The following is a 26,774-nucleotide window of genomic DNA, read 5'->3' as shown; positions in this document are numbered from 1 at the left end:
GAAGGGAAAAAACATTACTGTGTTTCACCGTTAACCGATCTCATTACCGCTAAGGCATCCCTGAACCCCGGCAGTATCCGCCCGTCCGGCAGTACCAGGGTCGGCGTAGAACTGATGCCGACAGACCTGGCAAAAGCCTTGGTTTCATCAACACCCTTTCCTGAATGCTTTGCCAGAGGTTCAGGCAACTTGCCGCCGGAAAAGGCCGTATCCAGAAGATTCAGGGAGTTTTCAGACAGAATCAGCCGTGACTTGTCGTAGGCCTTCGGGTGCATCTCCAACGGGAAGAGCTTGACATAAACCGCGATATCTTTGTCCATCTCCACCAGCTTTTTCAGTTCAGCGTGCATGTTTGCACAGTAGGGGCAATCCGGGTCGGTAAAGACGAAAAGCTTCTTAGTTCCATTCGCGTTACCCATGACCAGGGAATTGTCCAGGGGAATTTTGCCGACATCTATCTTCTCTGCTTTTATTGGCGACGCTGTAATTTTTGTGGTAACCAGCTGGCGGGAGGCGATATCGAATATCTGCCCGGCAATGATGTTTTTCTTCCCATAATCAACATAGGCGATTGCCTGGGTACCGTCCTTCTCCAGACGTAGTTCATAGAGTCCTCGCACCGGTGACGGCTTGACGGATTTTACCGTCCCCAATCCCTTTAACAGCGTACCAGCTTCTTTTTCGCTGAGCGAATGGCACGAGACGCACTCGCCACCGCACCCTTCCTTTGCCATGGCGAGTGCACTGCCGGCCGAGAGCCCCAACATCAGTCCTGTAAGCACCATTACTCTATACATGTAAATTTCTACCTCTCAATCGTTTCATGATTCCGCACAGTATGACTAGCAACTCACATGCCAATGCTCGTACAGAACAATCCAGCTAAAATATTACGCGATTTAAGCAACTTAGACAATGACAGTCAATACACCGCCCCAACACTATGCATTTATTTCATAGCAAGAGCCGTTAATCCCGCAAAAAGGTTTGGATTATTCCATCCCGTACTCCTTGATTTTGTACAAAAGCGCCCGGTGGCTTATCTCCAACAACCTTGCCGCATGGGTCCTGTTGCCGCCGGTTTCATCGAGCGCCTTTCTGATCAGCGCCCTTTCGAGACTTTCTTCGGCGCGCTTTATTGAAAAGCCGTCGAAGGCCATCCCCGCCCCCCGTCCCCTGCCATCCATGCTCCGCAGTTTTTCCGGCAGACACTCCACATCCAGCGCTTCTCCCTCGCACAGGACCAGTCCCCTCTCGATGCAGTTTTCCAGTTCCCGGACATTCCCCGGCCAGCTGTAGTCCATAAGCAACTTGAGGGCTTCGGGAGTATAGCACGCCACGTGTTTAGCCATTTTCCGCCCGTATTTTTCGATGAAATGGGCAGCAAGCAGGGGAATATCCTCTTGCCTTTCGCGCAACGGCGGCAGGGTGAGACTGAAGACATTCAGCCTGAAATAGAGGTCTTCCCGAAAGCGTTCTGCCGCGATTTCCTGTTCCAAGTGCTTCGAAGTGGCGGAAATCACCCGCACATCGATCTTCTTCGTTACAGTTCCCCCCACCACCCTGATTTCTTCATCCTGCAATACGCGCAAAAGTTTCACCTGCAAAGCAAGGGGCATCTCGCCGATCTCGTCCAGAAACAGGGTCCCGCCGTTCGCCTGCTCGAACAGGCCTGCCTTATCAGAAGAAGCGTCGGTAAAGGCACCCTTCATGTGCCCGAACAGTTCTGACTCCAGCAGGTTTTCCGGTATCGCCGCACAGTTGATCGCAACAAACGTGGCGTTTTTGCGCCTGCTGTTATAATGAAGAGCCCTGGCTATCAGTTCTTTACCTGTCCCTGATTCGCCGAGAATCAGTACCGTTGTCTTGTAATCGCAGACCTTCTGAACAAGGTTGAATATTTCATGCATTCGCTCGTTTTTACTGACTATATTGGCAAAGGAAAATTCCCTGTTTATCTCCTCTTTGAGCCGCTTGTTCTCCGCCTTCAGTCTTTCCCGCTCTTCCGCCTTTCTCAGGACCAGTCCTATCTCATCACTTTTAAAGGGTTTGGATATATAATCATACGCCCCCAGCTTCATGCACTCGATCGCGCTGTCCACCGTACCATAGGCCGACATCATGATGACGGTGCTTTTGATGCCTGCTGCGTTTGCACCTTTCAAGAAACCGACCCCGTCCAGAACCGGCATCTTGATGTCGCAGAGAATAAAATCATAATCCTTCTGTGCAGCCATCCGCAAGGCCTCAGCGCCCTCAACTGCCAGTTCGACGTGATATCCCTGCTTCTGGAGCATGACATGAAGCATATGACGCAGATTTTCCTCATCGTCTACTACGAGGATGCTCTTATTGTCAGCGTTTTTTTTCACTTTTCACCTTTCCTTATCCTTCAAAACCGGGAGCCAGATGGTCAATACCGATCCATTTCCCGGTTCGCTTTCGGCAATGATCCGGCCGCCGAAAGAATCTATTATCCTGGCGGAAATGGCAAGCCCGAGCCCGGTCCCCTTCCCCGGTTCCTTGGTCGTGAAAAAAGGATCGAAGATCTTTCCCAGGTTTTCAGCGGCAATTCCCTCTCCGTTGTCCCTTACAGCTATGGCCAGCCAGCAGGCAACGTCTCTACTGTTAAGGTAGGAATAACTGAATGCGCCGTGAAAATCATCCTTGCGCCTCCCCATGACAGAAACCGGAGCAGAGGTAGACTGGACAAAAAGCATTTCCGCCTTTCCGGCACGAGCAGCCACTTCAAGCTCCCCCCCCTGCTTTATGGCGTCCCTCGCATTGATGATAAGGTTGATAAGTACCTGCTGCAACTGGTGCGGATCGACAAATACCCGCGGCAAATTATCATCCAGAATCAACGAGGTAGTTATCTGCTTCAAAACCCCCTGCGCGCCAAGAAGATCAACTGTTTCAGTCAGAAGCCCGGATATATCCATAAGTTCACAATGAACGTCCGTAGGACGGGCATAATCGAGCAGGCCACGGACAATCCTGTCAATCCGGCCTGATTCGGCTTCAATGCGGCGCAGATAATCGGCTTTGATTGCGTCATCCTGAAGCTCGTCCCTGAGTATTCCCGCATAGCCGATGATGGCGGAAAGAGGGGTGCCGATCTCATGGGCCATTCCCGCGGCCAGCAAACCGACGGAAGCCATCTTCTCCGAGCGGACCGCCTCTTCACGGGCAGCCTGCAATGCTTTGTTGGCCCGTTCCAGAGAATCGACCGTCTGCTCTACCTCTGCCCGCTTCTTCTCCAACCCTTCCGCCATCGTGTTGAATGATTCAGAGAGCTCGGCTATTTCGGCACTCCCCGGCACATGTACGCTATGACCGTAATCGCCTGAGGCAATCCTCTTGGTTGCGGCGAGGAGCTTCCTGATCGGCACAACGACGATCCGTGACAGCATGAACGAACCGAAACCGAGCAACAGCAGAAAATCGAGGACAAAATAGGCCAGGAACAGGTGGCGCGAGCCTTTGAGCCGTTCCTGCTCCTTTGCCAGTGAGAGCGACAGGCGGGCCGCGCCGATGACGGTATCTCCCCGGTAAAGCGGCGCGTATCGTAAAATATATTTGCCGTCCGGGGTGAAAGCAAACGACTCCTTGCCCTTCTTCAATGTCGCCTGAAGAGTCGCATCTGTACCTCTGGCATCTGCTATGACATAGACCGCCTTCCCAGCCCCATCCATGACCGTAATGCCGGCAAAGTCCTTCTCCCGGGCAAGTCTCGCGGTCAGTATTTTAGTCGATGATTCTTCGTTTATGCGATTCAGCGAGGCCTGAGCGATTTCCGCAAATGCAGAAAGGAGCACGCGTGCTTCCTCGTTCTTCTGGGCCAGGAGATCTTTTTCAGCAGTTTTGAACGAAATGAGACTGAGCAGAACCCAGGTAAGGACCAGCAGGCAGGCGAGCGAGGAGAGAATGGAAAAGGTGAGGGAAACGCGAAAATGCTTCATGCGGACGCTAGCCCCCGGGGCTGCTGCCGGCCAGCGAAAGATACCACCAGATTATCTCCTTGCCGAAGAAGATGTAAAGAATCGCACTGATGGCAAGAAAAGGCCCGAAGGGGATAGCCAGCTTTGAATCCTTTTTTTGCACCACCATGAGGGTGATGCCGATGATCGAGCCGACCAGCGAAGCGACAAAAATTATGAACGGCACAGACCGCCAGCCGAGGAACGCCCCCATCATGGCCAGGAGCTTGATGTCACCGCCGCCCATACCTTCTTTTTTGGTGAGAAACTGGTAGCCGTAGGCCACAATCAGCAGGCTGCCGCCGCCTATTAAAATTCCGATCAGGGAGTTTTTCCACCCAAGCCAGGGGAGGAGAAAGGATGCGGCAAAGCCGATGACGATGCCTGGCAGGCTGATCACATCGGGAATTATCTGGTGCTCCAGATCGATGAAGGTAATGACGACAAGGGCTGAGCAAAACAGGAACAGGAAGAGGAATGACCAGGTGATTCCGAATTTTATGAAGAGGAACAGGGTCAATAAACCGTTTATCAGCTCCACAGCCGGATATTGAAGTGAAATGTGGGTCTTGCAGGAGCGGCACTTCCCCCCCAGCAACAGGTAGCTGACGACGGGAATGTTGTCATAAAAGCGAATCCTGTAATCGCATTTCGGGCAATGGGATGGTGGAAACACCACCGACTCATCTTTCGGCAGCCGATAAATACAGACATTGAGGAAAGAGCCGACCAGTGCTCCGAAGATAAAGGCAAAAAAGTAGAACGGAAAAACAGATAACATCAAATACCTCGGGGGGTCTTATACCTGCCCCAATCAAGGGCGAACACGCTGGTTCGCCCCTACCTCAACCGCCGGATCTTTTCCAGACTCTCTTCCAGCACCTGCTTCTTGTTGGCAAACTCAGCCAGCTTCTCCCGCTCCTTCTCCACCACATCGGCCGGAGCGCGTTCAACAAAGCTGGGATTTTCAAGTTTCTTGCCCAGAAACTCGATATCTTTGTCTATCTTGCCTATTTCCTTGAGGAGGCGTTTCTCTTCCTCTTCCACATTGACCAAACCTTTGAGCGGCACGACTATCTCCACATCCCCTGCAACCTGCAATGCGGCGTCCGCCGGCCTGTCGACTCCCTGGCCGATGGCAAGGTCGGAGAGCCGGGCGAGGCTGAGGATGTAGACCTCGTTCTTTTTCAACAGTTTCAGGCTGTCCGCCGACTTGCAATCGAGGATGGCAGCAATGTTTTTGCTGGGGGGAACCTCCATCTCACCGCGAATATTGCGGATAGCGCTGATTACCTCCATAACCAGGGCCATTTCGGCTGCCCCTTCGCGGAAGTCCCACTCCTGCTTGCGTTGCGGATAATCGGCAAGCATTATGCTGGGCGCGGATTTTTTCCCTGCCAGCGTCTGCCATATTTCTTCGGTAATAAACGGCATGAAGGGATGCAACAGCCGCAGCAGATGTTCCAGGACCAGCCAAAGGACATATCGGGCCGTGACTTGTCGCCGGCTATCGCCCTTATAGAGATCATCCTTGACCAGCTCAATGTACCAGTCACAGAACTCGCTCCAGGTAAAGCGATAGAGGGCGGCAGCTGCATCGTTGAAGCGGTAGGCAGCCAGGGCTTCGTCCACTTCTCCGGCCGTTTCATTGAGACGGAATAGTATCCAGCGATCCGCATTGGACAGCTCAAGGCTGTCGGCATCGACGGCATCGGGATCGAATCCCTCCAGGTTCATCATGGCAAAACGGGATGCATTCCAGATCTTGTTGGCGAAGTTGCGGTAGCCGGCGATACGCTCCTCCGCCAGCTTGATGTCACGCCCCTGTGCGGCAAAGGCCGCCAGTGTGAAGCGGAAAGCGTCCGTGCCGTATGCCTCGATGACGGTCAGCGGGTCTATGACGTTCCCCTTGGACTTGCTCATCTTCTGTCCCTGGGCGTCACGCACCAGGGCATGAATGTAGACGTCCCTGAACGGCACCTCCTCCATGAAATGAAGGCCCATCATCATCATCCGCGCCACCCAGAAAAAGAGGATGTCAAAGCCGGTAACGAGGCAGGAAGTGGGATAGAAGCTTGCCAGTTCCTGGGTCTTATCCGGCCACCCCATGGTGGAAAAGGGCCAGAGGGCGGACGAGAACCAGGTATCGAGCACGTCGGTTTCCTGGCGGATTTCTTCGCTGCCGCATTTTGCGCATGCGGTCGGATCGACCTTTGCCACGGTGATCTCTCCGCAATGATCGCAATACCATGCGGGTATGCGGTGTCCCCACCAGATCTGACGTGAGATGCACCAGTCGCGGATGTTCTCCATCCACTCGTAATAGGTATTCTCCCACTGTTGCGGAACAATGCGGGTTTTGCCATCCCGAACCGCGGCCAACGCCTCTTCCGCAAGCGGCCCGACCTTCACGTACCATTGAAGGGACATGTACGGCTCGACAACGGTCTTACAGCGGTAGCACCCACCGACGGCCAGGGTATGGTCCTGGATCTTCTCCAACAAGCCCTTTTCTTCAAGATCTGCGACTATTCGCTTTCTGGCGGCAAAGCGGTCCAGCCCTTCGTACTGGTGGCCGGCGGCATTGATCACCCCGGATTCGTCAAATATGTTGATCCGGTCCAGGTTATGGCGCTTTCCCATCTCGAAGTCGTTGAAGTCATGGGCCGGGGTGATCTTCACGACGCCGGTGCCGAACTCCATGTCCACGTACTCATCGGCAATGATGGGTATCTGCCGGTTCACAAGCGGAAGTGTAACCATGCCGCCGATCAGGTCTCTGTACCGGTCGTCGTTGGGATTGACCGCCACGGCAGTATCGCCGAGCATGGTTTCCGGCCGGGTGGTGGCAACAACGAGGTGTCGCTCCGTACCCACAACCGGATAGCGGAGGTGCCAGAGGTGGCCGGCCTTTTCCTCGTGCTCCACCTCGATATCGGAAAGCGCCGTATGGCAGCGCGGGCACCAGTTGATAAGACGGTTGTCGCGATAAATAAGCCCCTCGTCGTAAAGGCGGACGAACACTTCTCGCACTGCCCTGGAGAGCCCCTCATCCATGGTGAAGCGCTCGCGCTCCCAGTCGCAGGACGCGCCCAGCCGCTTCAATTGGCCGATGATCTGTCCACCGGACTCGGCTTTCCACTGCCAGACTCGTTCGATGAATGCCTCACGCCCCACATCGTGACGGTCCTTCCCCTCGGCGGAAAGCTGACGTTCCACAACATTCTGCGTGGCAATGCCGGCATGATCGGTCCCCGGCATCCAGAGCACGTTGAAACCGCTCATCCGTTTCCAGCGACAGAGTATATCCTGGAGCGTATTGTTGAGGGCATGACCCATATGCAGCACACCCGTAATGTTCGGAGGTGGGATCACTATGCTGTATGACGGTTTGGCAGAAACGGCCTCCCCATGGAAATAGCCGTTACTCTCCCATTCTTTGTACCACTTCTCTTCGACGCTTTTCGGTTCGTATACCTTTGTCAGCTCTTTATCAGCCATACAACCAACCTCTTTCACTCATAATTTCTAATAAAAAAGGGGATATAAAATCCCCATTTTTTGTTTAATGTTATAACGTCGCCAGACCTTATCTCACAGATCCTTCCTTGATTTTTCGAATCTCTTCCTTGATGAGCATTTCAGCGAGGTCAGGAACAACCTCCCAGACGATCTTTTCGATGATCTCCCGTGAGACACTGGAAATAACCGCTGCAAGCTGCGCCTCGGTCAGATCGGCAGGCTGCGCGGCAGGCGCAACGGAAGCGGCACCAGAAGGTGCAGCGGCCTCAAGGACGGGAACATACTCTTCTTCAGGAGCAAACTGCAGATCAACCTCCTGAAGAGATGGCGCAGGGGCGGGTGCGGCAACAACAGGCGCAACGGTTTCATCGAAGAAATCGGACACTTCCGGCTGCGCTGCAGGAGCCGGTGGCGTATCGAATCCAGGAACAGTCTCCAACCCAACAGGTTGCTCAAAATCGACGGTTTCCGGTTCTTCACGAAATGCAAAGGTCTGCTCACCGACCGGCTCCCATCCGGTGCCAAATGCCTGCGGTTCTTCGGAGAACACCTCCGGTCCGGTCTCTACAATACCGGCATCGTCTTCTTCGGCAAAAGAAAAAGTATCATCAATTTCTATATCAGAGGAAAACTCGGAGAGTGGTACGGTTTCAGCAGCAACCTCGCCGAATTCAACGGGTTCGCCCTCAGCAATCTCTTCAATCTCAAACGCACCCCAGAGATCGTCATCGGGACACCCTTCAACCACTTCCTCTGCCAAGGGAAATATATCCTCGGGTTCAGCCACACACGCTTCTTCCCCGGCAAAAAATGCTTCAGCCAGGTCATTGGCAGATTGTGCAGCAGCTGGTGAAGAAACAGATGTGACTGCGGGCTCTGTCCAGACGGCCGCTGCTACAGGTTCTATCGCAGGAGCAACAGTCACCGTGGCTTCCTGTAGAGGTACGGATGATGCCCTCTCCTTGCCCAGCTCAATAAGCTTCTTAACCCGGTCAATAAGCTGTTGAGATTCAAATGGTTTCGAAATAAAGTCGTCTGCTCCGCTCTGCCTGGCTTTATCCTCATCGAACGGCTCAAAAGCCCCTGTCATAAGGAGAAGAGGTGTAGACTTCAGCGCCGGGTCTCGCCTCACTTCTGCGCAGACCTCATAGCCGGTCTTACCGGGCATCAAGGCATCAACGAGAATTATATCCGGCGAAATCTGTTTTGCTTTGTCCAGCGCGGCATCACCGTTATCCACCACGGTAAGCTCATAATCCTCATTGGCGAAGATTATGCCCACTACTTTTTGAATGGTGATACTGTCATCGGCGAGGAGCAATTTATTGCTCATCTATCCCTCCTCTGATGGGACGTTGAAAAGAAGGCTGACACAGCCCGGCGGATTCTCATAAATCTGTGAACAAGTGCGAAAAAACTAGCACAAAGCCTATATCGTGTCAAGTTATTTGCCGGCCTATATTAGTCACTCATAATTGAGGCGCGTTAGCTCTCGTATTTCAACAGGAGGTGCAAACAGTGCGGCTGCGAGGGTTGACAGATCGCTGCGCAAACGGCTGAATTCCTTGGTTTTCCGGTACTCAAGACGAGAGGTAAGCAGTACGACAAAGGTGTCGCTTGCCGGGTCTATCCAAACCGAAGACCCCGAATAGCCGGTATGTCCGAAAGACACCTCGGAAAAACCATTCCCGCGAGGAGAAGAATAAGGCGAATCAATATCCCATCCCAAACCGCGAACCACCTTCCCTCCCCGGGAAAAGTAGGGTGCCGTCATCTGGTTCACGGTTCGCTCGGAAAGTATCCGTTTCCCTTCATATTCCCCGCCATTGAGAAGCATTCGACAAAACCTGGCCAGATCACCGGCCGTACTGAAGAGCCCGGCATGACCGGCAACGCCGCCCAGCTGGCGGGCCTCATAATCCTGGACCTGTCCAACCAGCAGGGAATTATCAGTATTGAGAGTGGCCGCGCAACGGGATGTGCTCTCCCTTGACGGGTTGAAGGAAGTATCCTTCATCCCCAACGGTGCGAAAAAACAGGCGGTTGTATACAGATCCAACCCCACGCCGATAACTCTTTTAACCGACTCAGCAAGCAGGATGAAATTTATATCGGCATACCTGAAGCGGCTCCCGACCGCGCCTTTCAGTTTTTGCGCGGCTGCACCATTCACGGCATACTGCAGGGAGTTCTGGGAAGACAAGGGGAAATCATCGAGGCCGGAGGTATGGGTCAGAAGGTTGACCATCAGCAAGTCATCCTTCATCTGTCCGTTGAATTCGGGGTACCACTTAGCCACGGGATCAACCAGGCTGAGCTTCCCCTCTTCCGCCAGCTTGAGAACTGCCGGCGTCGTGGCTATTACCTTGGTGAGAGAAGCAATATCGAATATTGTATCTACAGTCATCGGCCGGGCATCGGTTGCACTGGAAACCTTGCCGTACGCCCGTTCGAACAGGATTTCGGCGTGATTGCCGATCAGCACAACACCACCTGCTATCAAACCTTGCGAGATAGCACCGGTCAGCAACTGGTCAATTTTAGTCAAGCGATCAACTTGAGTTACCGGCACATCACCAGCAAAAACCGATGATGCAAAAAAAAACAGGAGTCCAATATGGAGGTACTTTACGAACGACACTGCTTTTCCCCGCACAGTCCTAACCCCGATGAACGGGATAAGTCCCTTCACGAAAAATTCTTCGCAAAAAACATGCAATTAATTTTTCTAAGGGACTAATTCATCCTGAATTTCACTGTCTTAAGGAGATTCCCTTCACTGTCCAGAACCTCAACGCGCCAATCCCCTGCAGCAACCTTCTCCACCTGCTTCCTGCTGTAAGTCCGCCAGTGTTGACCCTTTACAGGAAGTTCATACTCGCCGACAACCTCATCATTTTTATACCAGACGTGCTTGATGGTGGTATCTTCATCCTTGGAGGCAGAAAGCCTGGTAAAACAGTAGAGCGCCTTAACCGAAGTCGATGAAATGCGTCGCACCGAGTCTATCGGGTTCCCCTTGACGATCTTCGTGGTAACCGCCATTTCAGTTATTTTCAGCGCCCCCGCATCAGCCGTGGCACATACGCTGAAAAAACAGTTTGTCAGGACAAGCAAACCAGCAAGCAACAATAATTTTCGCACCCTCATACAGCCTCCGGAATCCGTATGCAGAAGGTTATTAACCACTATTTCACGACATCACTTCAAGTACGGTAATCGGCATTTATCTTCACATAATCGTAGGACAGATCGCTCGTGTAGACGGTGGAGATCCCCTCCCCCAGCTTCAGGTTCACCGTCACGGCAAACTCCTTCTTCCGCAAAACCTCTGTACCGCGGGCTTCGGCATCTCCTCCGGCAAAAATACCATTTTTAACCATCTGCACATCATCAAAGAACAGTTCGGCTTTGTCGGGATCGACCTCCGCACCGGAATAGCCGACAGCCGCAAGAATCCTTCCCCAATTGGCGTCCTGGCCGAAAAACGCAGTCTTGACCAGCAGGGAATTGGCAACCGCCATGGCAGCCCGCTTTGCATCTGCACCGGAGCGGGCTCCCTTGATCGTGATCTCAACCAACTTGGTGGCCCCCTCGCCGTCTTTCACGATCTGCTTGGCCAGTGCAAGGAGAACATCCCTTAAATGCAGTACAAACGAGTCGGCGTCCGGCGTCCCTGCCTTGATCTGCGGGTTGCCGGCCATGCCGTTGGCCATGATCAGGGCCGTGTCGTTGGTGGAGGTGTCGCCATCCACGGATATGACATTGAAGGACGCATCGTTTGCTTCCTTGAACACCTTTTTCAGCCAGGCAGGCTCCACCGCAGCATCGGTAACGATAAAGGCGAGCATGGTGGCCATATTGGGCATGATCATCCCGGCCCCCTTGGCAATACCGGCGATGGAATATGGAATCCCGCCCGCTACGCCGTTCCGCGCCTCAATCTTGGGAAAGGTGTCAGTGGTCATGATGGCCCGGGCAACATCATCAAAGGTACCGGTTCCAAGTCCTTCGATGAGGGCGGGTATGGCCCGTCTCAACCTCTCCATGGGGAGCGGCTGACCGATGACGCCGGTTGACGACACCTGCACGGCCTCGTCTGGAATGCCCAAACCTTCGGCCACCAGCCGCGCAGTCTCCCTGGCATCCTCGATCCCTTGCGGGCCGGTGCAGGCGTTGGCGTTGCCGCTGTTCACCACAACAGCTTGGCAGAGGCCGTTCTTCATCCGCTCCATACCCAAAAGGACCGGAGCAGCCTTGACCTTATTGGTGGTGAAGACCCCGGCCACAGCCGCCGGCACTTCAGAAAAGATCAACCCCAGGTCCAGCCTTCCCGGCTTCTTTACGGCCGCCTCTACGGCGGAGAACTTGAATCCTTTTATGTTCATGGCAGCTCCTTATGCGGCATGCGTTCGACGTTGCACGCTGAACGCAGTATGGCCTCCCTCACTTGCCGCAACATTGCTTGTACTTCTTGCCGCTCCCGCATGGGCACGGTTCGTTCCTGCCGACCTTCTTGCTCGTAACAGGCTGCTGGGCCTCCGGCTCGTCTCCCAGATTGAAAACCAGCCGCTGGCGCTTCTGCTGCTCCTCCATCTTTTCCACATCCTCTTCCCGGGCTATCTGCACCCAGAATATCTTCTCCACCACCTCTTCGCGGGTGCGGAGCATCATATCCATGAAAAGCTGATATGCTTCTTTCTTGTACTCCTGTTTCGGATCCTTCTGCCCGTAACCGCGCAGACCGATCCCCTCCTTGAGATGATCGATGGAGAGGAGATGGTCCTTCCATTGGGTATCGATGCTCTGGAGCATGATCACCTTGATCAGGTGATCCATGAGCTCGTCGCCGAACTCCGCAACCTTTGCGGTATACAATTCGCGGACCTTTTCCTGCAAAAGCTCGCGCAGATTAAACGGATTGAGGCGTTCCATGGTCTCTGCAGGGATATCCACCTGGAAGCCGAAGATTTTGTAGATGGAATCCCCCATCCCCTGCCAGTCCCATTCCTGTGCTGGAACCTTGTCGATTGCGTATCCCGCGGCGAGATCCGCTACGGTCTCGTCAACCATATCGAGGAAACTCTCCCGGATTCCTTCGCCGGCAAGAATCTCCCGGCGCTGGGCATAGATGACCTCACGCTGCTTGTTCATGACATCGTCATATTCGATCAGGTGCTTTCTGATCTCAAAGTTGTGGGCTTCAACTTTCCTCTGGGCATTCTCGATGGCCTTGGTGATCAGTCCGTGGGTGATCGCCTCCCCCTCCTCGATCTTCAGCATGTCCATGATCTTGGCCACACGTTCGGAACCGAAGATGCGCAGCAGGTCATCCTGCAGGGAAAGGTAGAAACGGGATGAACCAGGATCCCCTTGACGCCCGGAACGGCCGCGCAACTGGTTATCGATACGACGCGACTCATGACGCTCGGTACCGAGGATATGGAGGCCGCCGAGCTTCACCACTTCGTCGTGCTCATTGGCGCACTGCTCCTTGAACTGGGCCAGCACCCGTTCATACTCCCCGTCGGAAGCCTCGGGATTTCCGCGACGCCATTGCTTGGCCATGGCATCGGCATTCCCTCCGAGAAGGATGTCGGTGCCGCGACCCGCCATGTTGGTGGCGATGGTGATCATCCCCTTGCGCCCCCCCTGGGCAACGATCTCCGCCTCCCGCTCATGCTGTTTGGCGTTGAGAACATTGTGCGGAATCCCCTGTCGCTTCAGGAGTTCCGACAACACCTCCGACTTTTCGATGGAAATGGTGCCGACCAGCACCGGCTGCCCCTTGGCATGAAGTTCCCTGATCTCCTCGATCACCGCATTGAACTTTTCCCCCTCGGTCTTGTAGATGACGTCCGGGAAGTCGGGGCGCAGGAGAACCCTGTTGGTGGGGATGACAACAACGTCGAGCTTGTATATCTTGTGAAATTCCTCCGCCTCGGTATCGGCGGTTCCGGTCATGCCGGACAGCTTCTCATACATGCGGAAGTAGTTCTGGAAGGTGATCGTAGCCAGAGTCTGGTTCTCGTTCTCGATCTTCACCCCTTCCTTGGCTTCGATGGCCTGATGCAGGCCGTCGGACCAGCGGCGGCCCGGCATGAGACGGCCGGTAAATTCATCGACGATGAGGACCTCACCCTCCTTCACCACGTAATCCACATCCAGCTTGAACAGGGCATGGGCGCGAAGGGCCTGGTTCACATGGTGCAACGTCTCCATGTTACGCGGATCGTAGAGGTTGTCGACCTTGAGGAGTTTCTCAACCTTGAGCACCCCCTCTTCGGTGAGGGTGGCCGATTTCGACTTTTCATCGACGGTGAAATCACCGGTGTACCGCTTGCGCTTGCCGGAAAGAGTATTGGCCTCTTCCTCGAGGACCTCCCCTTTCTTCAGAAGCGGTATGATCCGATCTATGATGTAGTATTTGTCGGTGGAATCCTCGGTGGGGCCGGATATGATGAGCGGGGTCCGCGCCTCATCGATGAGGATGGAGTCCACCTCGTCGACAATGGAATAGTGAAAATCCCTCTGCACGTAATCGTCAAGGGAGAACTTCATGTTGTCCCGCAGGTAGTCGAAGCCGAACTCGTTGTTGGTGCCGTAGGTGATGTCGGCGTTGTATGCCTCGCGACGCTCGTCATCGTCGAGGCCATGGATAATCACCCCGACGCTCAGGCCGAGAAAGCTGTGAATCCGCCCCATCCATTCCGAGTCTCGTCGCGCCAGGTAATCGTTGACCGTGATCACATGCACGCCACGGCCGGTAAGCGCATTCAGGTAAGACGGCAGGGTCGCCACCAGGGTTTTACCTTCACCGGTCTTCATCTCGGCAATTTTCCCCTGGTGAAGGACCATCCCCCCGATCAGCTGCACATCGAAGTGGCGCATCCCCAGCACCCTTTTGCCGGCCTCACGGCAAACGGCAAAGGCCTCGGGCAAGAGAGAGTCGAGGGTTTCTCCCCGGGCATAGCGCTCCTTGAACTCGGTCGTTTTATTACGCAACTGGTCGTCACTAAGACTGCTGATCTCCGCTTCCAGGTGATTTATTTGCTCGACGATCGGCCAAAGCCGCCTCAGCTCACGTTCGTTCTTACTGCCGACAATTTTTTTAATAAGAGCGCCAAACATCCGATTAAGTCTCCCGATAATTATGAATAGTTAAAAACAGGTTAAATTACCATAAAGGCAAGAATTGCTCAACAGAAAAGGAGGCGGGAAAAAGGGATAGATTTTATTACCAAACCAGGAATCACAGTAAAGACAAAAAAAGAGACGTGTATCGCACGCCTCAAGAGTAATTCGGAAAAAAACAGATTGATTCATCCATTCTCAACAGTTGCCGACCATGCTGTACAATCGGGCTCCGAATCGCATAGTTTCCGGCCTTACCGTTTCATTCTCACGGGTAATGTCATCCAGTGCATTAAGGAAAGCTTCCACAACATGCGGATCAAACTGCCCCCCCGCGTTTGAATAAAGCTCTTCAAGGGCTTCACGCATGAGCAGCGCACAACGGTAAGGGCGCTCCGATGTCATGGCATCGAACGCATCGGCAACGGCGAGAACTCTGGCAGCCAGAGGGATGGCAAGCCCTTTAAGACCGTAAGGATAACCGGTGCCGTCGAATCTTTCGTGATGGTGAAGAACGGCAATCCCCTCATCTTTCAGAGACTTGGCGGAGTCAAGCAATTCGGCGCCCTGAACCGTGTGCCTCCTGATCGCTGCCTGTTCATCCGCAGTCAGCGGCTGTTCCTTCATCAGTATATAGTGCGGCACCCAGATCATGCCGATATCGTGAAACAATGCGGCAGTTTCCAAAGAATTCAATTCTTTTTCCGACATATTCAGCTTCTTGCCGATTTTCACCGCCACATTGGCAACACGCTTCGAATGGCCGTTTGCATAAACGTCATGGGCGTCAACAGTTTCGGCTATGGATCTGAGTGAAACAACGAACCGCTCCTCTATTTCGTCGAGCGACTCCATCAATCGGACGTTTTCACCGGCCAGTGCCCAGTTTTTTTCCACGAGGCGCATGGTTGCGATGCGTTCCAGACGGGTAAAAACGAAAAACAGGGGAACCATCCCTGCAGCTATCAAGAGCGCAACCTGCAGTCGTGCTCCGCCGAGATAACCGGACAGACACCACCAGAGAAGACTTCCGGTTGCCATCAGCACGATTGTGCAGATCGTTCTGTGATTGAGTTTTTTCGTTAACCGTCGCATGGCATTCACCTCTAGTGGCATTAATTTTCATATCGACAGTCGCGGAGGAAACTTAAGGAGTGCAGACAAAAAAAGTCCCCCTTGGAAACAAGGGGGACTTCAAAAGGTCAGATCATGCTGCCGGCTGCTACATGCCGTCTATCGGTCGCGGGGCGGTTATGAAGGTTTCGAGATTTGACGGCGGGGCAAATCCCAGTTGGCCGTAGGCGTTGTCGCCCCACGCCCAGAGCGTTCCGTCGGCTTTACGCGCCAGGGTATGATGGCCGGCGGCAAGGATTGGGTTGACGCCATCGACGGTAAAGGGGGAGTCGATCAACGCAGCAGTAAAAGCCGGAACTTGGACAGGGGTGGAGCTATTGATGGTCGTATTGTTTCCCAGCTGCCCCAGCCCGTTGTATCCCCAGGCCCAGATGGCACCGTTACTGTCGAGCGCCAGCACGTGGTCGAGTCCGGCGGCAATCGCTTTTATGTTGGGGAGAGGGGTCCCATCCTCCAAGACGACCTGCACCGGCACATTACTGTCGGTTGTGGATTTGTTGCCCAGCTGGCCGAAACCATTGTACCCCCAGGCCCAGACTGCGCCGTTATTATCGACTGCCACACTGAAGGCGCCGCCGGCAGCTATCGCAACAACCGGCACCGTAATACCGGTCAATTTCACCGGCAATTTCTTATCGACCAAGGACCCGTCTCCCAGCTGACCATAACCGTTATACCCCCAGGCCCAGACCGCGCCACTGCTGTCCAGGGCAAGGCTGTGGCTCCCGCCGGCAGCAATTCGGGTTATTGAAGTAAGTCCGATTCCATTCGGCGGGTCTGTCATAACCTGCCCGGCAATGAGGGGGCTGGTATCGGTGACGTTCCTCCCCAGCTGGCCGTTCGTGTTTTCTCCCCAGGACCAGACCGTGCCGTTCTTGAGGGCGAGGGAGTGAAATCCTCCCGCTGCAACTGCAGTGACACCGGTAAGGTTTATCGATGAAGCGGTACCGATCAGAGTCTTCACCGGCACAGGTATGTTACTGTAAGTGGTTGTCCCGTTCCCCAACTGGCCGAAGCCGTTATACCCCCAGGCCCGGACCGTGCTGTTGTTGAAGAAGGCCAGCGAATGGTCGGCGCCGATGGCAACACCCTTCGCCCCGACAAGGCCCGAGACTTTAACAGGCGAAGCACTGTTATTCAACGACACGTCACCGAGCTGGCCAAAACCGTTGTACCCCCAGGCCATGGTGGTGCTGTTCCTGAATGCCAGGCTGTGGGCATAAAAGATCGTCGCCGTCGCCGGGACGGTGGGTGTGGAGGTACTGTCACCGCAGCCGGCAAACAGAGCCAGCATCAATAAACCTGCAATCATATACAATACGTGTTGTCCTGTTTTTCCCATGAAACCGCTCCTGTATTTCTATTTAATAAGATTCATCCGTCTATCGGCCGCAGACAAACGCCCCTGTCTCACCCGGCGCCAGCCCTTGAAACCGTATTTTTCCCAGATATTCTCCGCCCAGGTAGCAGGCGGCCTCCCCGGCGGGAAGCTTCTGCTGAGAGTTGTTCCGGCAGGAAAAGGAAAAGTACGGTTGGGGAGAGGCACTGAACTGTCCCTTTTCAACCGGGAACTCATAAGCGGCAATGGGTGGCAAGGGCTCCACTCCGACAACCACCGGCGCCATTGTCGCTGCCTCGGCCAAAACAGTCGGGACTACCGCTATGGTCGCACCCTTGGGGAGCAAAGGGAGAGATGCCCGCTGGGATACCTCCGCTTCCCCCTCCCCGCTCAGCCTGAAATCATAGCTGGGTATCCAGCGAAGGTCGCTGACCAGGTACGAGATGCCCACCCTGCCGCTTTTTCCCTTCAGCCATATCCTGGCGACACTGCCGCCGATATTGCCGGCCTTTTTTTCAATCTCCAATCGATTTTCAACCGACTTCAACTCTTTTTCAGCCTTGCGCCTGGCATGATAAACCGTTTCCAGCTGGGCAATGGCAAAGTCGGTCCCCTGGCGGATGGCCGCCAGCGGTTCGGGATTACTCTTGCTTTTGCGCGGCGCCTTGCCACTCTGGGACTTGGCCGCTGCGGTAAATATCTCTTCGCGGGTAGCGAGGGCCTTCAGCCGGTCTTCCAGCTGATCCTTACGCTCTGCCAGTCGGGCCAGCTCTTTGGCCCGCTTCGGGTTTGATGGGGCCGCAACAATCTCCACCCGGTCGATGAATGTCCTGCCAAGCGGCTTGATCCTGAGCGAATCACCCTGCATATCCGCAGGAAGGGCTACCTCAAGATATCCTTTCGTCGCAGTCATGTTGCGCTCGACCCTGGCGCCGTCCAGATAGAGGGTAACGGTTTTGTCCGCTGCCAGGGCCGAAACCGCCGGCAAGCAGACAAAACACAAGGCAAGAAAAAAGCGCATTGCGCCTCCCGGTAATAGAGCTTGCGAACGGGGATCAGGGATCAAAAACAGGGATCTGGGATCGGGGATCAGCAAAACCCGAGTTCCCGAGCTCCCAGTTACTTCGCCACGTCCAGCAGCTCAACCTCGAAAATCAGGGTTGCATTGGGGGGAATCTCCCCGCCCGCCCCGGCCGCCCCATAACCAAGCTGCGAAGGGATGATCAGCTTGCGCTTGCCGCCGACCTTCATGGACATGACACCTTCGTCCCAACCGGGAATGACCTGGCCTGCGCCGATGGTAAAGACAAACGGCTCGCCACGATCGACCGAACTGTCAAACTTGGTGCCGTTCTCCAGCCAACCGGTGTAGTGCACCTTCACCTGCTTACCAGAAACCGGAGACGCACCGCTACCCGGGACTAGATCCACATAGGCAAGGCCTGAAGGGGTTTTCACCGTATTGGCGGCAGCGGCGGGCTCTCCCTTTTTCTCCGCGACAGCCTTGGTTTCCTTCTGCGCACAGGCAGGGATGGCAATCGCCACCAGCAACAACAACAATACTATCAGTCTTTCCACGTTACGCATCTTACTCCTCCTATTTAAATCGGTGGATAGTCGATGGTCGATGGTCGATAGAGGCTTCAAAATCGACCATCGACCATCGACCATCGACCATCTACCATCGACCGCCTCTATCACTTCAACAAATGGACAAACAAGCCGCTGCGGAGCTTTGGCTCGAACCAGGTGGACTTGGGAGGCATGATCTTATCCGCATCGGCCAATTCCATCAACTCTTTTATGGAGGTGGGATAAAGGGCGAACGCCACTTCGTGCTCGCCGCTGTTCACCATTCGCACCAGCTCGTCCAGCCCGCGTATGCCGCCGACAAAATGGATACGCTGGTCAGTGCGCGGATTGCGCACCCCCAGGATCGGGCTGAGGAGGTTATCCTGTAAAATGGAGACATCGAGCCGGGCAACGGCATCGCTCTCCAGGAAGGATCCTTCTTTCGCCAGCAATTCATACCACTTGCCACCCAGATACATGCCGAACTGATGGCGGCGCTCAGGCTTCAGTGGGGCGCTCAAAGGGCTGATGTCGAATTTTTCCCCCACCCGGGCCATGAACTCGGTGATGCTCAGGCCATTGAGGTCTTTTACCACACGGTTGTAAGGCATGATGTTCATTTCATTGTCAGGAAAAATAACCGTGAGGAAATAATTGTACTCCTCGTTGCCGGTATGGGCCGGGTTCTGCGCCTTCCTCAGGTCCCTCACCCTGCTCGCTGCTGCGCTGCGGTGGTGGCCGTCCGCCACGTAAAGGGTCGGTATCGCGGCAAAACGGCTGGTAAGCTGCTCTATTCTCTCCTGTTCCGCAACCAGCCAGAGGGTGTGGGAAACCCCGTCATCAGTGGTGAAGTCATACACCGGAGCGCCGGTGGTTGTTTCCGCAATAAGGGCGGTAATGGTCGGGTCATTCTTATAGGTATAAAAGACCGGCTCGTCATTGGCGTCCAGGTAATCGATATGCTTTACCCGGTCCTCTTCCTTGTCGGCGCGGGTAAGCTCGTGTTTTTTTATGGTGCCCCCCTGGTAATCATCAACACCGGCGCAGACCACCAGGCCGGTCTGAGTTATGCCTCCCATTTTCTGACGATAGACATAGTAGCACTCCCTCTCACCCTGAGTCAGAATTCCTTCACCCATGAACCGAGCCAGATTTGCCCGCCCCTGGACGTAGACCGGTTCGGAATGAATATCTACGGCGGCCGGAAGGTCGATTTCAGGCCGGGAAATATGAAGGAAGCTGTAAGGGTTCCCGGCCGCCATCTGCACGGCTTCCTCAGTGCTCATCACATCATAGGGTAAAGCTGCCACCTTCTCCGCCAGATCGTTTTTCGGCCGAAGAGCTTTAAATGGTTTAATAAACGCCATAATGCACCTCAATGTTTATTGGAAATGAGTAGATAAGTAAAGAGGTAAAACCCATGTTCCCCTGCACCCATTACTTGTCAAATGTCAGGACATCGGTTACCCAAGCCTAACTCTAAAAAGTGTCAGGACATCGGTTACCCGACCCCCTGATTATGCATACTATTTCATGAGCTGAACTCTGTAGGCATTCTGTACTCAAAGCTTTGAACAAAGTCTTCACCCAGGTACACTTGCAGCGTGTGAATTTCCGTTACGATCATGGCTCGCACATATGAATAGACGAGGTCTTTTGAAACCTCAAATTTTTCGCCAAAGATGTTAAGTGTTCTATCGCTCCTGATAAATCTAATGAGCGAAATGGTGCCGTCCGGGAGAAAATCAAGTTTTGGCATCCTGGTATTTGGCCCCAGCGTCAAGGGCTTGAATTTGTCAGCTTCAATAACCTCCAGTGGCGTTTTCCCCTTGAGATAGCTGTAACGGTGATTCTTGTTGTGAAACTGCTGGAAATTCTTGCTTTGCCGCTTGAGCATGGAATAGCTTGTGAACCACTGGCGGCGAAAAAACTTTTTGTCATAGGTATCGTTGAAGCTCTCTATTACGCCATCGCGCCACGGTTCCGCAACAGGGATAAAAACAGGATGAACGCCGAAGTAGAGACATAGTCGCAGCACCAGACCAAGTGACCTCGGATAGCGGTTACTGCCACGGAAACTGAGTTCATTGTCCATTTGCAGGAAGTCGGGAAGCCCCATTGACTTCCAGCAGCGCAGCAAACCCTGTGCAATGTTGTCATCCTCCTTGGTGCGATTTGATTCGATGAAGACCCGATGGCTGTACAGATCAATCACATTCATCGAGTAAAATCTGCCGTCACTCTTGATGTAGCGGGGGCCAACAAGATCCATCTGATGGATGTTGTTGCAGCACAGGGCTTCGGTAAAGTACGGGTACTCGACCCCTTTGGGGGAATATCTCGTTTTTTTTAACGAGTCCTTCCCGCTTCAGGGTCCGGTTAATGGTGCTGTCAGAGCGAAACGGTAACCCCAGCTTATGCAGCTCCCACTTGATAGCGGAAACGCCAATCTGTGCAAATGGTGACGAGTCCAGGCGGTTTCTGGTGGAGACAATAATCTCCTTATCTACGATGCTGAGTTCAGACGGTCTTTTAAGTGGCGCTCTTGAGTGTTCCTTGTACCAGTCAGTCGCGCCAGATTGATACCGGTTCAACCACTTAAAAAACCACTTCTTGGAGCGATCAAGGCTTGTATAGACTGCCTTGGGTGATTCGCCTGCAAGATGGCGCTGGACTGCTTGTTTCCTGAGTTCTTCTTCCATGCGGATGTTCTCCCCTCAAGTTGAAATCACAGAGAACATTGTAGCTGATATTTCTAATGAAGGTAACCGATGTCTTGACACAAAAAAGGGCGTTAAGGGTAACCGATGTCTTGACACATCCGGGTAACCGATGTCCTGACACTTGTCAATTACTGTTTAGAAATATCTCTTCGCACCAATGAATTTTTTTGCAAAATAGTTTTCATCAAGAGTGGAGACCTTGATGTCGTCACCCCGGCGCGGAGCGTGGACGAAGCGGCCATTCCCCACATAGATCCCCACATGGTTTATCTCGTCGCCGGAGGCGCCGAAAAAGACCAGGTCACCGTCCTGGAGGTCCGTCTTTCCAACATTCTCTCCAACCCTGAACTGCTCGCGGGAGGTACGCGGGATATTCACACCGCACAGGTTGTAAACCGCCCGGACAAAACCGCTGCAATCCATGCCGTCCACCACAGTGTCACCACCCCAACGATAGGGAATGCCGACAAAGCGTTCGGCGGTGCGTGCAGCAATTACCCCCATGTCGCCGTGACCTTTGCCGCCACTTGTCGGCCCGGCTTCACCACCAGGTTGCTCAACCTTTTTTTTCGGGACCACAGGAGAAAGTTTTTTCAGGGATGGCTCCGGCGCCTTTTCCCAGGCCAGCTCGCTGCTTTTCTTCACAGCTATCTTCTGCGGCGGGGCGATGAAATAGGAGCCGATCATCCTATCGGCAACGAGCCGCTGCGCCGCCTTCCTCGCCTTTTCCTTGCTTTCGAAATCACCGAAGCGTACGGCATAGACGCCATTGTCCTTCTTAAAATAAAAAGCCTCGATACCCTTTTGCTGCAACTTGTTGCTGAGACGTTCGGCGTTCTTCACCTCGGAAAAAGCGCCAACCTGGATGGCGAAGCCGACCCTGCTGATGCCGGCAGAAGGTGCAGCACAACCGGTGGCGGTCAATACGACCGTGACCCAGAAAACAATCAGAAACAACACTCGATAAATCATGAACAAAAACTCCGAAGCTTGAAAACGGGTAATCTGCGGATAGGATTTATACGTCCTTGACTTCCCGACGGACCCCCATGAGAAAGGCGACGATGAACTCTTCCAGGTCCCCGTCCAGGACTGCGTCCGGGTTGCCGCTCTCCACGCCGGTGCGCAGGTCCTTCACCATCTTGTACGGATGGAGCACGTAGGAGCGGATCTGGCTGCCCCATCCGATCTCCTTCTTCTCGCCGCCAATCTCCGCAGCCTGGGATTCACGCTCCTGAAGTTCCCGCTCGTAGAGCTTGGCGCGAAGAACCCGCATGGCGGTAGCCTTGTTCATGTGCTGGCTCCGCTCGGTCTGACAGGCAACGACAATCCCGCTCGGAATATGGGTAATTCTGATGGCAGAGTCGGTGGTATTGACGTGCTGCCCCCCTGCGCCGCTGGAACGGAAGGTGTCGACACGCAGATCGGCCTCGTTGACCTTTACCTCGATATCGTCCTCAATCTCCGGGAAGACGAAAACCGAGGCAAACGACGTGTGGCGGCGGGCATTGCTGTCAAAAGGTGAAATACGCACCAGACGGTGAATACCCGCTTCAGCCTTGAGATAGCCGTAACCGTACTCGCCGCTGACGGAAAAGGTCACCCCCTTCACCCCGGCCTCGTCGCCCGCCTGGTAATCGGTTATCTCCGTCTTCCATCCTTTGCGTTCACAATAGCGGAGATACATGCGCAGCAGCATCTCGGCCCAATCCTGGGACTCGGTGCCCCCTGCCCCGGAGTTTATGGAGACGAAACAGGAGCTGGCGTCATGGGGACCGGAAAGCATCTTCTGGAACTCGGCATGAGAGACCCCTTTCTCCAGCTCATCATTCAGTCCATGCACCTCTGCCAGGGTCGCCTCGTCCTCGGCTTCGCTGCCAAGCTCGATGAGCACACGGATATCATCCACCTGCCGGTTGAACCGATCCCAGGCGGACAGGGTCTTTTCCATGACGGTGCGCTCTTTGAGCACCTTCTGGGCAGTATCATTATCATCCCAGAAACCGGGGTCGGCGATTTTCGATTCCAGCTCCTGGATATCCTCCCTCAGGCTATCTATGTCAAAGAGACCCCCGTAACTTGTTGATCCGCTCCGCCATTGCCTCGACTCTTGCCACTTCTTCTCTGAACATCATTTACTCCTTAAATTAATCTTTTTCACGCTTTCCGTTCTTTCTGAATATCTGCACGACGATGCCCACCGATATTAACAAGCAGAACCCGGCAAAGAAATCGCCATAGCGGTTGTAAATGGTATTACCCTCACCGTAGCGTACCTCGCCGGTGAGGAACGCTTCCTCAAACAGCGGCGTCATGCCGCGGATATGCCCTTTGCTGTCGATTATCGATGAAATGCCGGTATTGGCAGCACGCACCAAGGGAACACGGTTCTCCACGGCACGGAATACGGTCATGGAAAGGTGCTGATACGGCGCCGACGATTTACCGAACCAGGCGTCGTTGGTGATGTTGACGAGCAAGCGGCTCCCGGCCCGGACATACGCCCTGGCCAATTCGGGGAAGATCCCCTCAAAGCAGACCAGGACGCCGATCTCCCCCTTACCGGTGTTGAGCGGTGTAATCTTTGTCCCCGAAGAAAATTCACCGATACCGGCCACCAGTTTGTTGACAAAGGGAAGGAGCTTCTGCAGCGGCACGTATTCTCCAAAGGGGACCAGGTGCATCTTGTCGCTGCGACCGATAACATCTCCGCTCGGCGCCAGGAGAAAGGCACTATTCAGGTATCTGATTCTCTCCCCATCCTTCTCGTAAGCCGGGCTGCCGACAACGAGACAACTCTTCAGTTCGGAAGCCAAAGCCTTCACCCGCGCCGCATACTTCTCCTCGCTCTGGAAGTAAAACGGCAAGGCGCTCTCAGGCCAGATGACGAGATTACCGCCGGTTGTGCACGCCTTACGGGAAAGCTTCTCGTAAATACCGACCGTTGCCTCCTGAAAAGCTGGATCCCACTTCACGTCCTGGGGTATGTTTCCCTGCACGAGCACGACCTTGACCGGCTCGCCATGGTCGACGCTGTTCAGCCGGTAAAAACCGTAGCCAAGGGTCAGCGCCATAAGTATGAAAAGCGCAGACGCACTTTTCGTCGGATAGGCGGCCTGCTTCTTCCTGACAACCCCTTTGACGATCCGATAGAGAACGACGTTTGCCATGGCGAGGAGAAAACTGAGGCCATAGACACCGGTAACATCAGCGATCTGAATAAGCGGCAGGGTCCTGTACTGGGAATGGCCGAGGCTCGCCCAGGGAAAACCGGTTAGGATAACGGCCCGGATCAATTCGAACCCGACCCAGAGAAAAGGAAAGGAAAAGAGCGGTGAAATGCCCCTTTCCTCACCTCGCCGGACGAGGTAGGCGATGATGCCGATGTAAAAGGCAAGGTAGGCCGCAAGTAACAGATAAAGGCAGAAACTGACCAGGAAAGGGAGTTTTCCGTAGGTGGTCATGACGATGTTGATCCAGTAGAGAATCCCCCCGTAGGCGGTCAGGCCGCAGGCAAACCCGAGACGGAAGGCCTTGCGCGGACTTTTTTTGCCCAGGGCCAGGAAAAGCGGAACAAAAGCCAGCCAGGCGAAGATGGCAATGCCGGGCTTGGGAAACGACAAGGCCAACAGGATACCGGAGGTGACCGCCAGCAGATAATCCCGTCGGGGAATGGCGTTGAAATCGGGCATTTTGAATCTGCTATAATCCACTAACCTTCCATCTCCTCAACCGTTGCACTCTTTCTGACGATTCTCACCTTGCTGATGCGCCGTTCATCTGCGCCAAGAACGGTCATGTGGATGGAGCCGTTGTCAACCTCATCGCCTGTTGCGGGAATCCGACCTATGAGATGGAATATCAGCCCCCCCACCGTATCGAACTTTTCCCTCTCCACCTCGATGTCGAAATGTTCTTCCAGCTCTTCAATCGGCAGCCGTGCATCGACAATAACCGAGCCATCGGGCTCTATTACCAGCCAATCCTCTTCCAGGTCGTATTCATCCTGAATATCACCGACGATCTGCTCCAGCAGGTCTTCAATGGTCACCAGGCCGGACGTGCCGCCGTACTCATCGATGACAATGGCGATGTGCACCCGTTTTTTCTTGAATTCGTGGAGGAGTTCCTCCAGGTTCTTGCTTTCGGGGATGAAGTAAGGCGCACGGACGATCTTCCTCAGGACGATGGCCGAAGCATCCATCCCCCAGTATTTCAACAGGTCTTTCGCGTAGATAAGACCGATGATATTATCGACGGTTCCATCGTAAACCGGAATGCGCGAATGACCGCAGGCAATGATCGCATTGAGCACATTTTTCACTCCGGCATCAACGCTTACGCAAGCCATGTCGGTGCGGGGCACCATGATCTCTCGGACCACGGTATCACCCAGGGCAAAGATGGAACGGATCATCTGGTTCTCTTCTTCGTTGATCAGCCCCTCTTCCTCGCCGGCGTCCATCAACTCCTGGATTTCCTCCTCGGTCACACGCTTGCGACCCGAGAGAAATCGGCTTATAATGTCAAGCAGACTTGGACTTTTCTTGCCATTCTCCCCTTCCAAGGATATGTTCCCTCCATTATCTCATTAAATTATCGCCAAACTCAACAACTCGCCTGCGCATCGCTGTCAACCGGCGAACCTGAAAAGCAGCAGCATTGCCAAGGTTATGCCGGTCCCCGTCAATGCCCCGAACACCACTTCGCGCATGGAGTGGATATTAAGAAGAAGACGGGAATGGCTGACCATAATTGCCAGGGCAATGGTCAACAGGGAAATCATCGGATCCTGGGTGTTCAACGAAACCGATGTGGCAATGGAGAAGGCCACCGCTGCATGTCCGCTGGGAAGCCCTCCCTGAAGAGGAGTTCCCTTGCCGCTTCTTGCCTTCAGAATGATCACGACAATCACCACCATCAGTATCGAGACCAGGGTCCCCATCTCCGTAGGCGTTCCTATCATGCCGAGCACCTCCTTGTAAATAGGGAAAATGTATCGGGAAAGTATCAGGTAGCCCATGACCGCGGTGCCGATGGCAGCCACCAGCACTGCACCGGCAGCGGTATCCTTGGCAATCCTGGCCAGGGGGTGATAACCGGGAGAAACCAGATCAACCACCACCTCGACGGCGGTGTTCATCAGCTCGGCAAAGAGAACGAAAGAGACCGACAAGGCCAGTAGAATAAACTCCAGGGCGGAAACCCGCAGAAACAGGGTGGCGATCAACAGGACCAGCGCCGCCAGAAAATGGTTGCGCATGTGCTTCTGGGTCCTGGCCGTATAGAGTATCCCTTCAATGGCACAGTTGGCCGAATCTATAAAGCGCGTCGGTTTCAAATGGTTTCCCGATTTCGTGTTCGCATGGG

General features: G+C 54.1%; 22 protein-coding genes. All 22 read right to left on the bottom strand.

Annotation, left to right across the window (positions count from 1 at the left end):
* Nucleotides 1-14: 14 nt before the first annotated feature.
* A complete protein-coding gene (locus GURA_RS09145) occupies nt 15-797 on the bottom strand; it encodes a DsbC family protein (protein ID WP_011938698.1) in 783 nt (260 codons plus the stop codon).
* A 195-nt stretch (nt 798-992) separates the two neighbouring features.
* Nucleotides 993-2,372, bottom strand: a complete 1,380-nt coding sequence (locus tag GURA_RS09140) for a sigma-54-dependent transcriptional regulator (RefSeq protein ID WP_011938697.1) — start codon at nt 2,370-2,372, stop codon at nt 993-995.
* A gap of 3 nt (nt 2,373-2,375) precedes the next feature.
* Nucleotides 2,376-3,962 carry a sensor histidine kinase gene (locus GURA_RS09135; RefSeq protein ID WP_011938696.1) on the bottom strand — a complete coding sequence of 529 codons (1,587 nt, stop codon included), beginning with the start codon at nt 3,960-3,962 and terminating at the stop codon, nt 2,376-2,378.
* Between the two features lie 7 nt (nt 3,963-3,969).
* Nucleotides 3,970-4,761, bottom strand: coding sequence for a prepilin peptidase (locus GURA_RS09130; RefSeq protein WP_011938695.1), 792 nt, complete (start codon nt 4,759-4,761; stop codon nt 3,970-3,972).
* A 59-nt stretch (nt 4,762-4,820) separates the two neighbouring features.
* Nucleotides 4,821-7,481, bottom strand: a complete 2,661-nt coding sequence (locus GURA_RS09125; RefSeq protein ID WP_011938694.1) for a valine--tRNA ligase — start codon at nt 7,479-7,481, stop codon at nt 4,821-4,823.
* Between the two features lie 88 nt (nt 7,482-7,569).
* Nucleotides 7,570-8,835: a response regulator gene (locus GURA_RS09120; RefSeq protein WP_011938693.1), complete on the bottom strand. Its 1,266-nt coding sequence runs from the start codon at nt 8,833-8,835 to the stop codon at nt 7,570-7,572.
* 132 nt (nt 8,836-8,967) lie between these two features.
* Nucleotides 8,968-10,143 carry a serine hydrolase domain-containing protein gene (locus GURA_RS09115; RefSeq protein ID WP_011938692.1) on the bottom strand — a complete coding sequence of 392 codons (1,176 nt, stop codon included), beginning with the start codon at nt 10,141-10,143 and terminating at the stop codon, nt 8,968-8,970.
* A 95-nt stretch (nt 10,144-10,238) separates the two neighbouring features.
* Nucleotides 10,239-10,652, bottom strand: a complete 414-nt coding sequence (locus GURA_RS09110; protein ID WP_011938691.1) for a DUF2914 domain-containing protein — start codon at nt 10,650-10,652, stop codon at nt 10,239-10,241.
* A 56-nt stretch (nt 10,653-10,708) separates the two neighbouring features.
* Nucleotides 10,709-11,890 (bottom strand): bifunctional glutamate N-acetyltransferase/amino-acid acetyltransferase ArgJ, encoded by a 1,182-nt coding sequence (gene argJ / locus GURA_RS09105; protein ID WP_011938690.1) that lies wholly within the window; start codon nt 11,888-11,890, stop codon nt 10,709-10,711.
* Nucleotides 11,891-11,948: 58 nt separating this feature from the next.
* Entirely contained in the window at nt 11,949-14,633 is a 2,685-nt protein-coding gene (gene secA / locus GURA_RS09100) for a preprotein translocase subunit SecA (protein WP_011938689.1), read from the bottom strand.
* A gap of 201 nt (nt 14,634-14,834) precedes the next feature.
* Entirely contained in the window at nt 14,835-15,731 is an 897-nt protein-coding gene (locus GURA_RS09095) for an HD-GYP domain-containing protein (RefSeq protein WP_011938688.1), read from the bottom strand.
* A gap of 127 nt (nt 15,732-15,858) precedes the next feature.
* Nucleotides 15,859-17,064: an RCC1 domain-containing protein gene (locus tag GURA_RS09090; protein WP_198134546.1), complete on the bottom strand. Its 1,206-nt coding sequence runs from the start codon at nt 17,062-17,064 to the stop codon at nt 15,859-15,861.
* An 88-nt stretch (nt 17,065-17,152) separates the two neighbouring features.
* Complete coding sequence (locus GURA_RS09085) at nt 17,153-18,130, bottom strand: DUF4140 domain-containing protein (RefSeq protein ID WP_011938686.1); 978 nt, start codon at nt 18,128-18,130, stop codon at nt 17,153-17,155.
* 98 nt (nt 18,131-18,228) lie between these two features.
* Nucleotides 18,229-18,696, bottom strand: a complete 468-nt coding sequence (locus GURA_RS09080; protein WP_011938685.1) for an FKBP-type peptidyl-prolyl cis-trans isomerase — start codon at nt 18,694-18,696, stop codon at nt 18,229-18,231.
* Nucleotides 18,697-18,806: 110 nt separating this feature from the next.
* The gene (locus GURA_RS09075; protein WP_011938684.1) at nt 18,807-20,048 is read right to left on the bottom strand and encodes a DUF1015 domain-containing protein; all 1,242 of its coding nucleotides are present in this window, start codon (nt 20,046-20,048) and stop codon (nt 18,807-18,809) included.
* 164 nt (nt 20,049-20,212) lie between these two features.
* Nucleotides 20,213-20,902 carry an integrase core domain-containing protein gene (locus GURA_RS09070; RefSeq protein WP_041245374.1) on the bottom strand — a complete coding sequence of 230 codons (690 nt, stop codon included), beginning with the start codon at nt 20,900-20,902 and terminating at the stop codon, nt 20,213-20,215.
* A gap of 16 nt (nt 20,903-20,918) precedes the next feature.
* Nucleotides 20,919-21,383 (bottom strand): helix-turn-helix domain-containing protein, encoded by a 465-nt coding sequence (locus tag GURA_RS09065; RefSeq protein WP_041245373.1) that lies wholly within the window; start codon nt 21,381-21,383, stop codon nt 20,919-20,921.
* A gap of 156 nt (nt 21,384-21,539) precedes the next feature.
* Complete coding sequence (locus GURA_RS09060; protein WP_011938682.1) at nt 21,540-22,376, bottom strand: NlpC/P60 family protein; 837 nt, start codon at nt 22,374-22,376, stop codon at nt 21,540-21,542.
* 46 nt (nt 22,377-22,422) lie between these two features.
* Nucleotides 22,423-23,536 (bottom strand): peptide chain release factor 2 gene (gene prfB, locus GURA_RS09055; RefSeq protein ID WP_157046291.1). Its coding sequence is split into 2 segments (ribosomal slippage): nt 22,423-23,466 and nt 23,468-23,536, totalling 1,113 coding nucleotides; the frame shifts between segments, so codons are not numbered across the junction.
* Nucleotides 23,537-23,551: 15 nt separating this feature from the next.
* Nucleotides 23,552-25,117: an apolipoprotein N-acyltransferase gene (gene lnt / locus GURA_RS09050; protein WP_011938680.1), complete on the bottom strand. Its 1,566-nt coding sequence runs from the start codon at nt 25,115-25,117 to the stop codon at nt 23,552-23,554.
* Nucleotides 25,117-25,971, bottom strand: a complete 855-nt coding sequence (locus GURA_RS09045; RefSeq protein ID WP_011938679.1) for a hemolysin family protein — start codon at nt 25,969-25,971, stop codon at nt 25,117-25,119. Before GURA_RS09045 ends, lnt begins: the two co-directional genes overlap by 1 nt.
* 66 nt (nt 25,972-26,037) lie before the next feature.
* Nucleotides 26,038-26,745, bottom strand: a complete 708-nt coding sequence (locus GURA_RS09040; protein WP_011938678.1) for a diacylglycerol kinase — start codon at nt 26,743-26,745, stop codon at nt 26,038-26,040.
* Nucleotides 26,746-26,774 lie beyond the last annotated feature (29 nt).

This window comes from Geotalea uraniireducens Rf4 (assembly GCF_000016745.1).
Classification (GTDB): Bacteria; Desulfobacterota; Desulfuromonadia; order Geobacterales; family Geobacteraceae; genus Geotalea; species Geotalea uraniireducens.
This window is presented reverse-complemented; position numbering and strand designations above follow the sequence as displayed.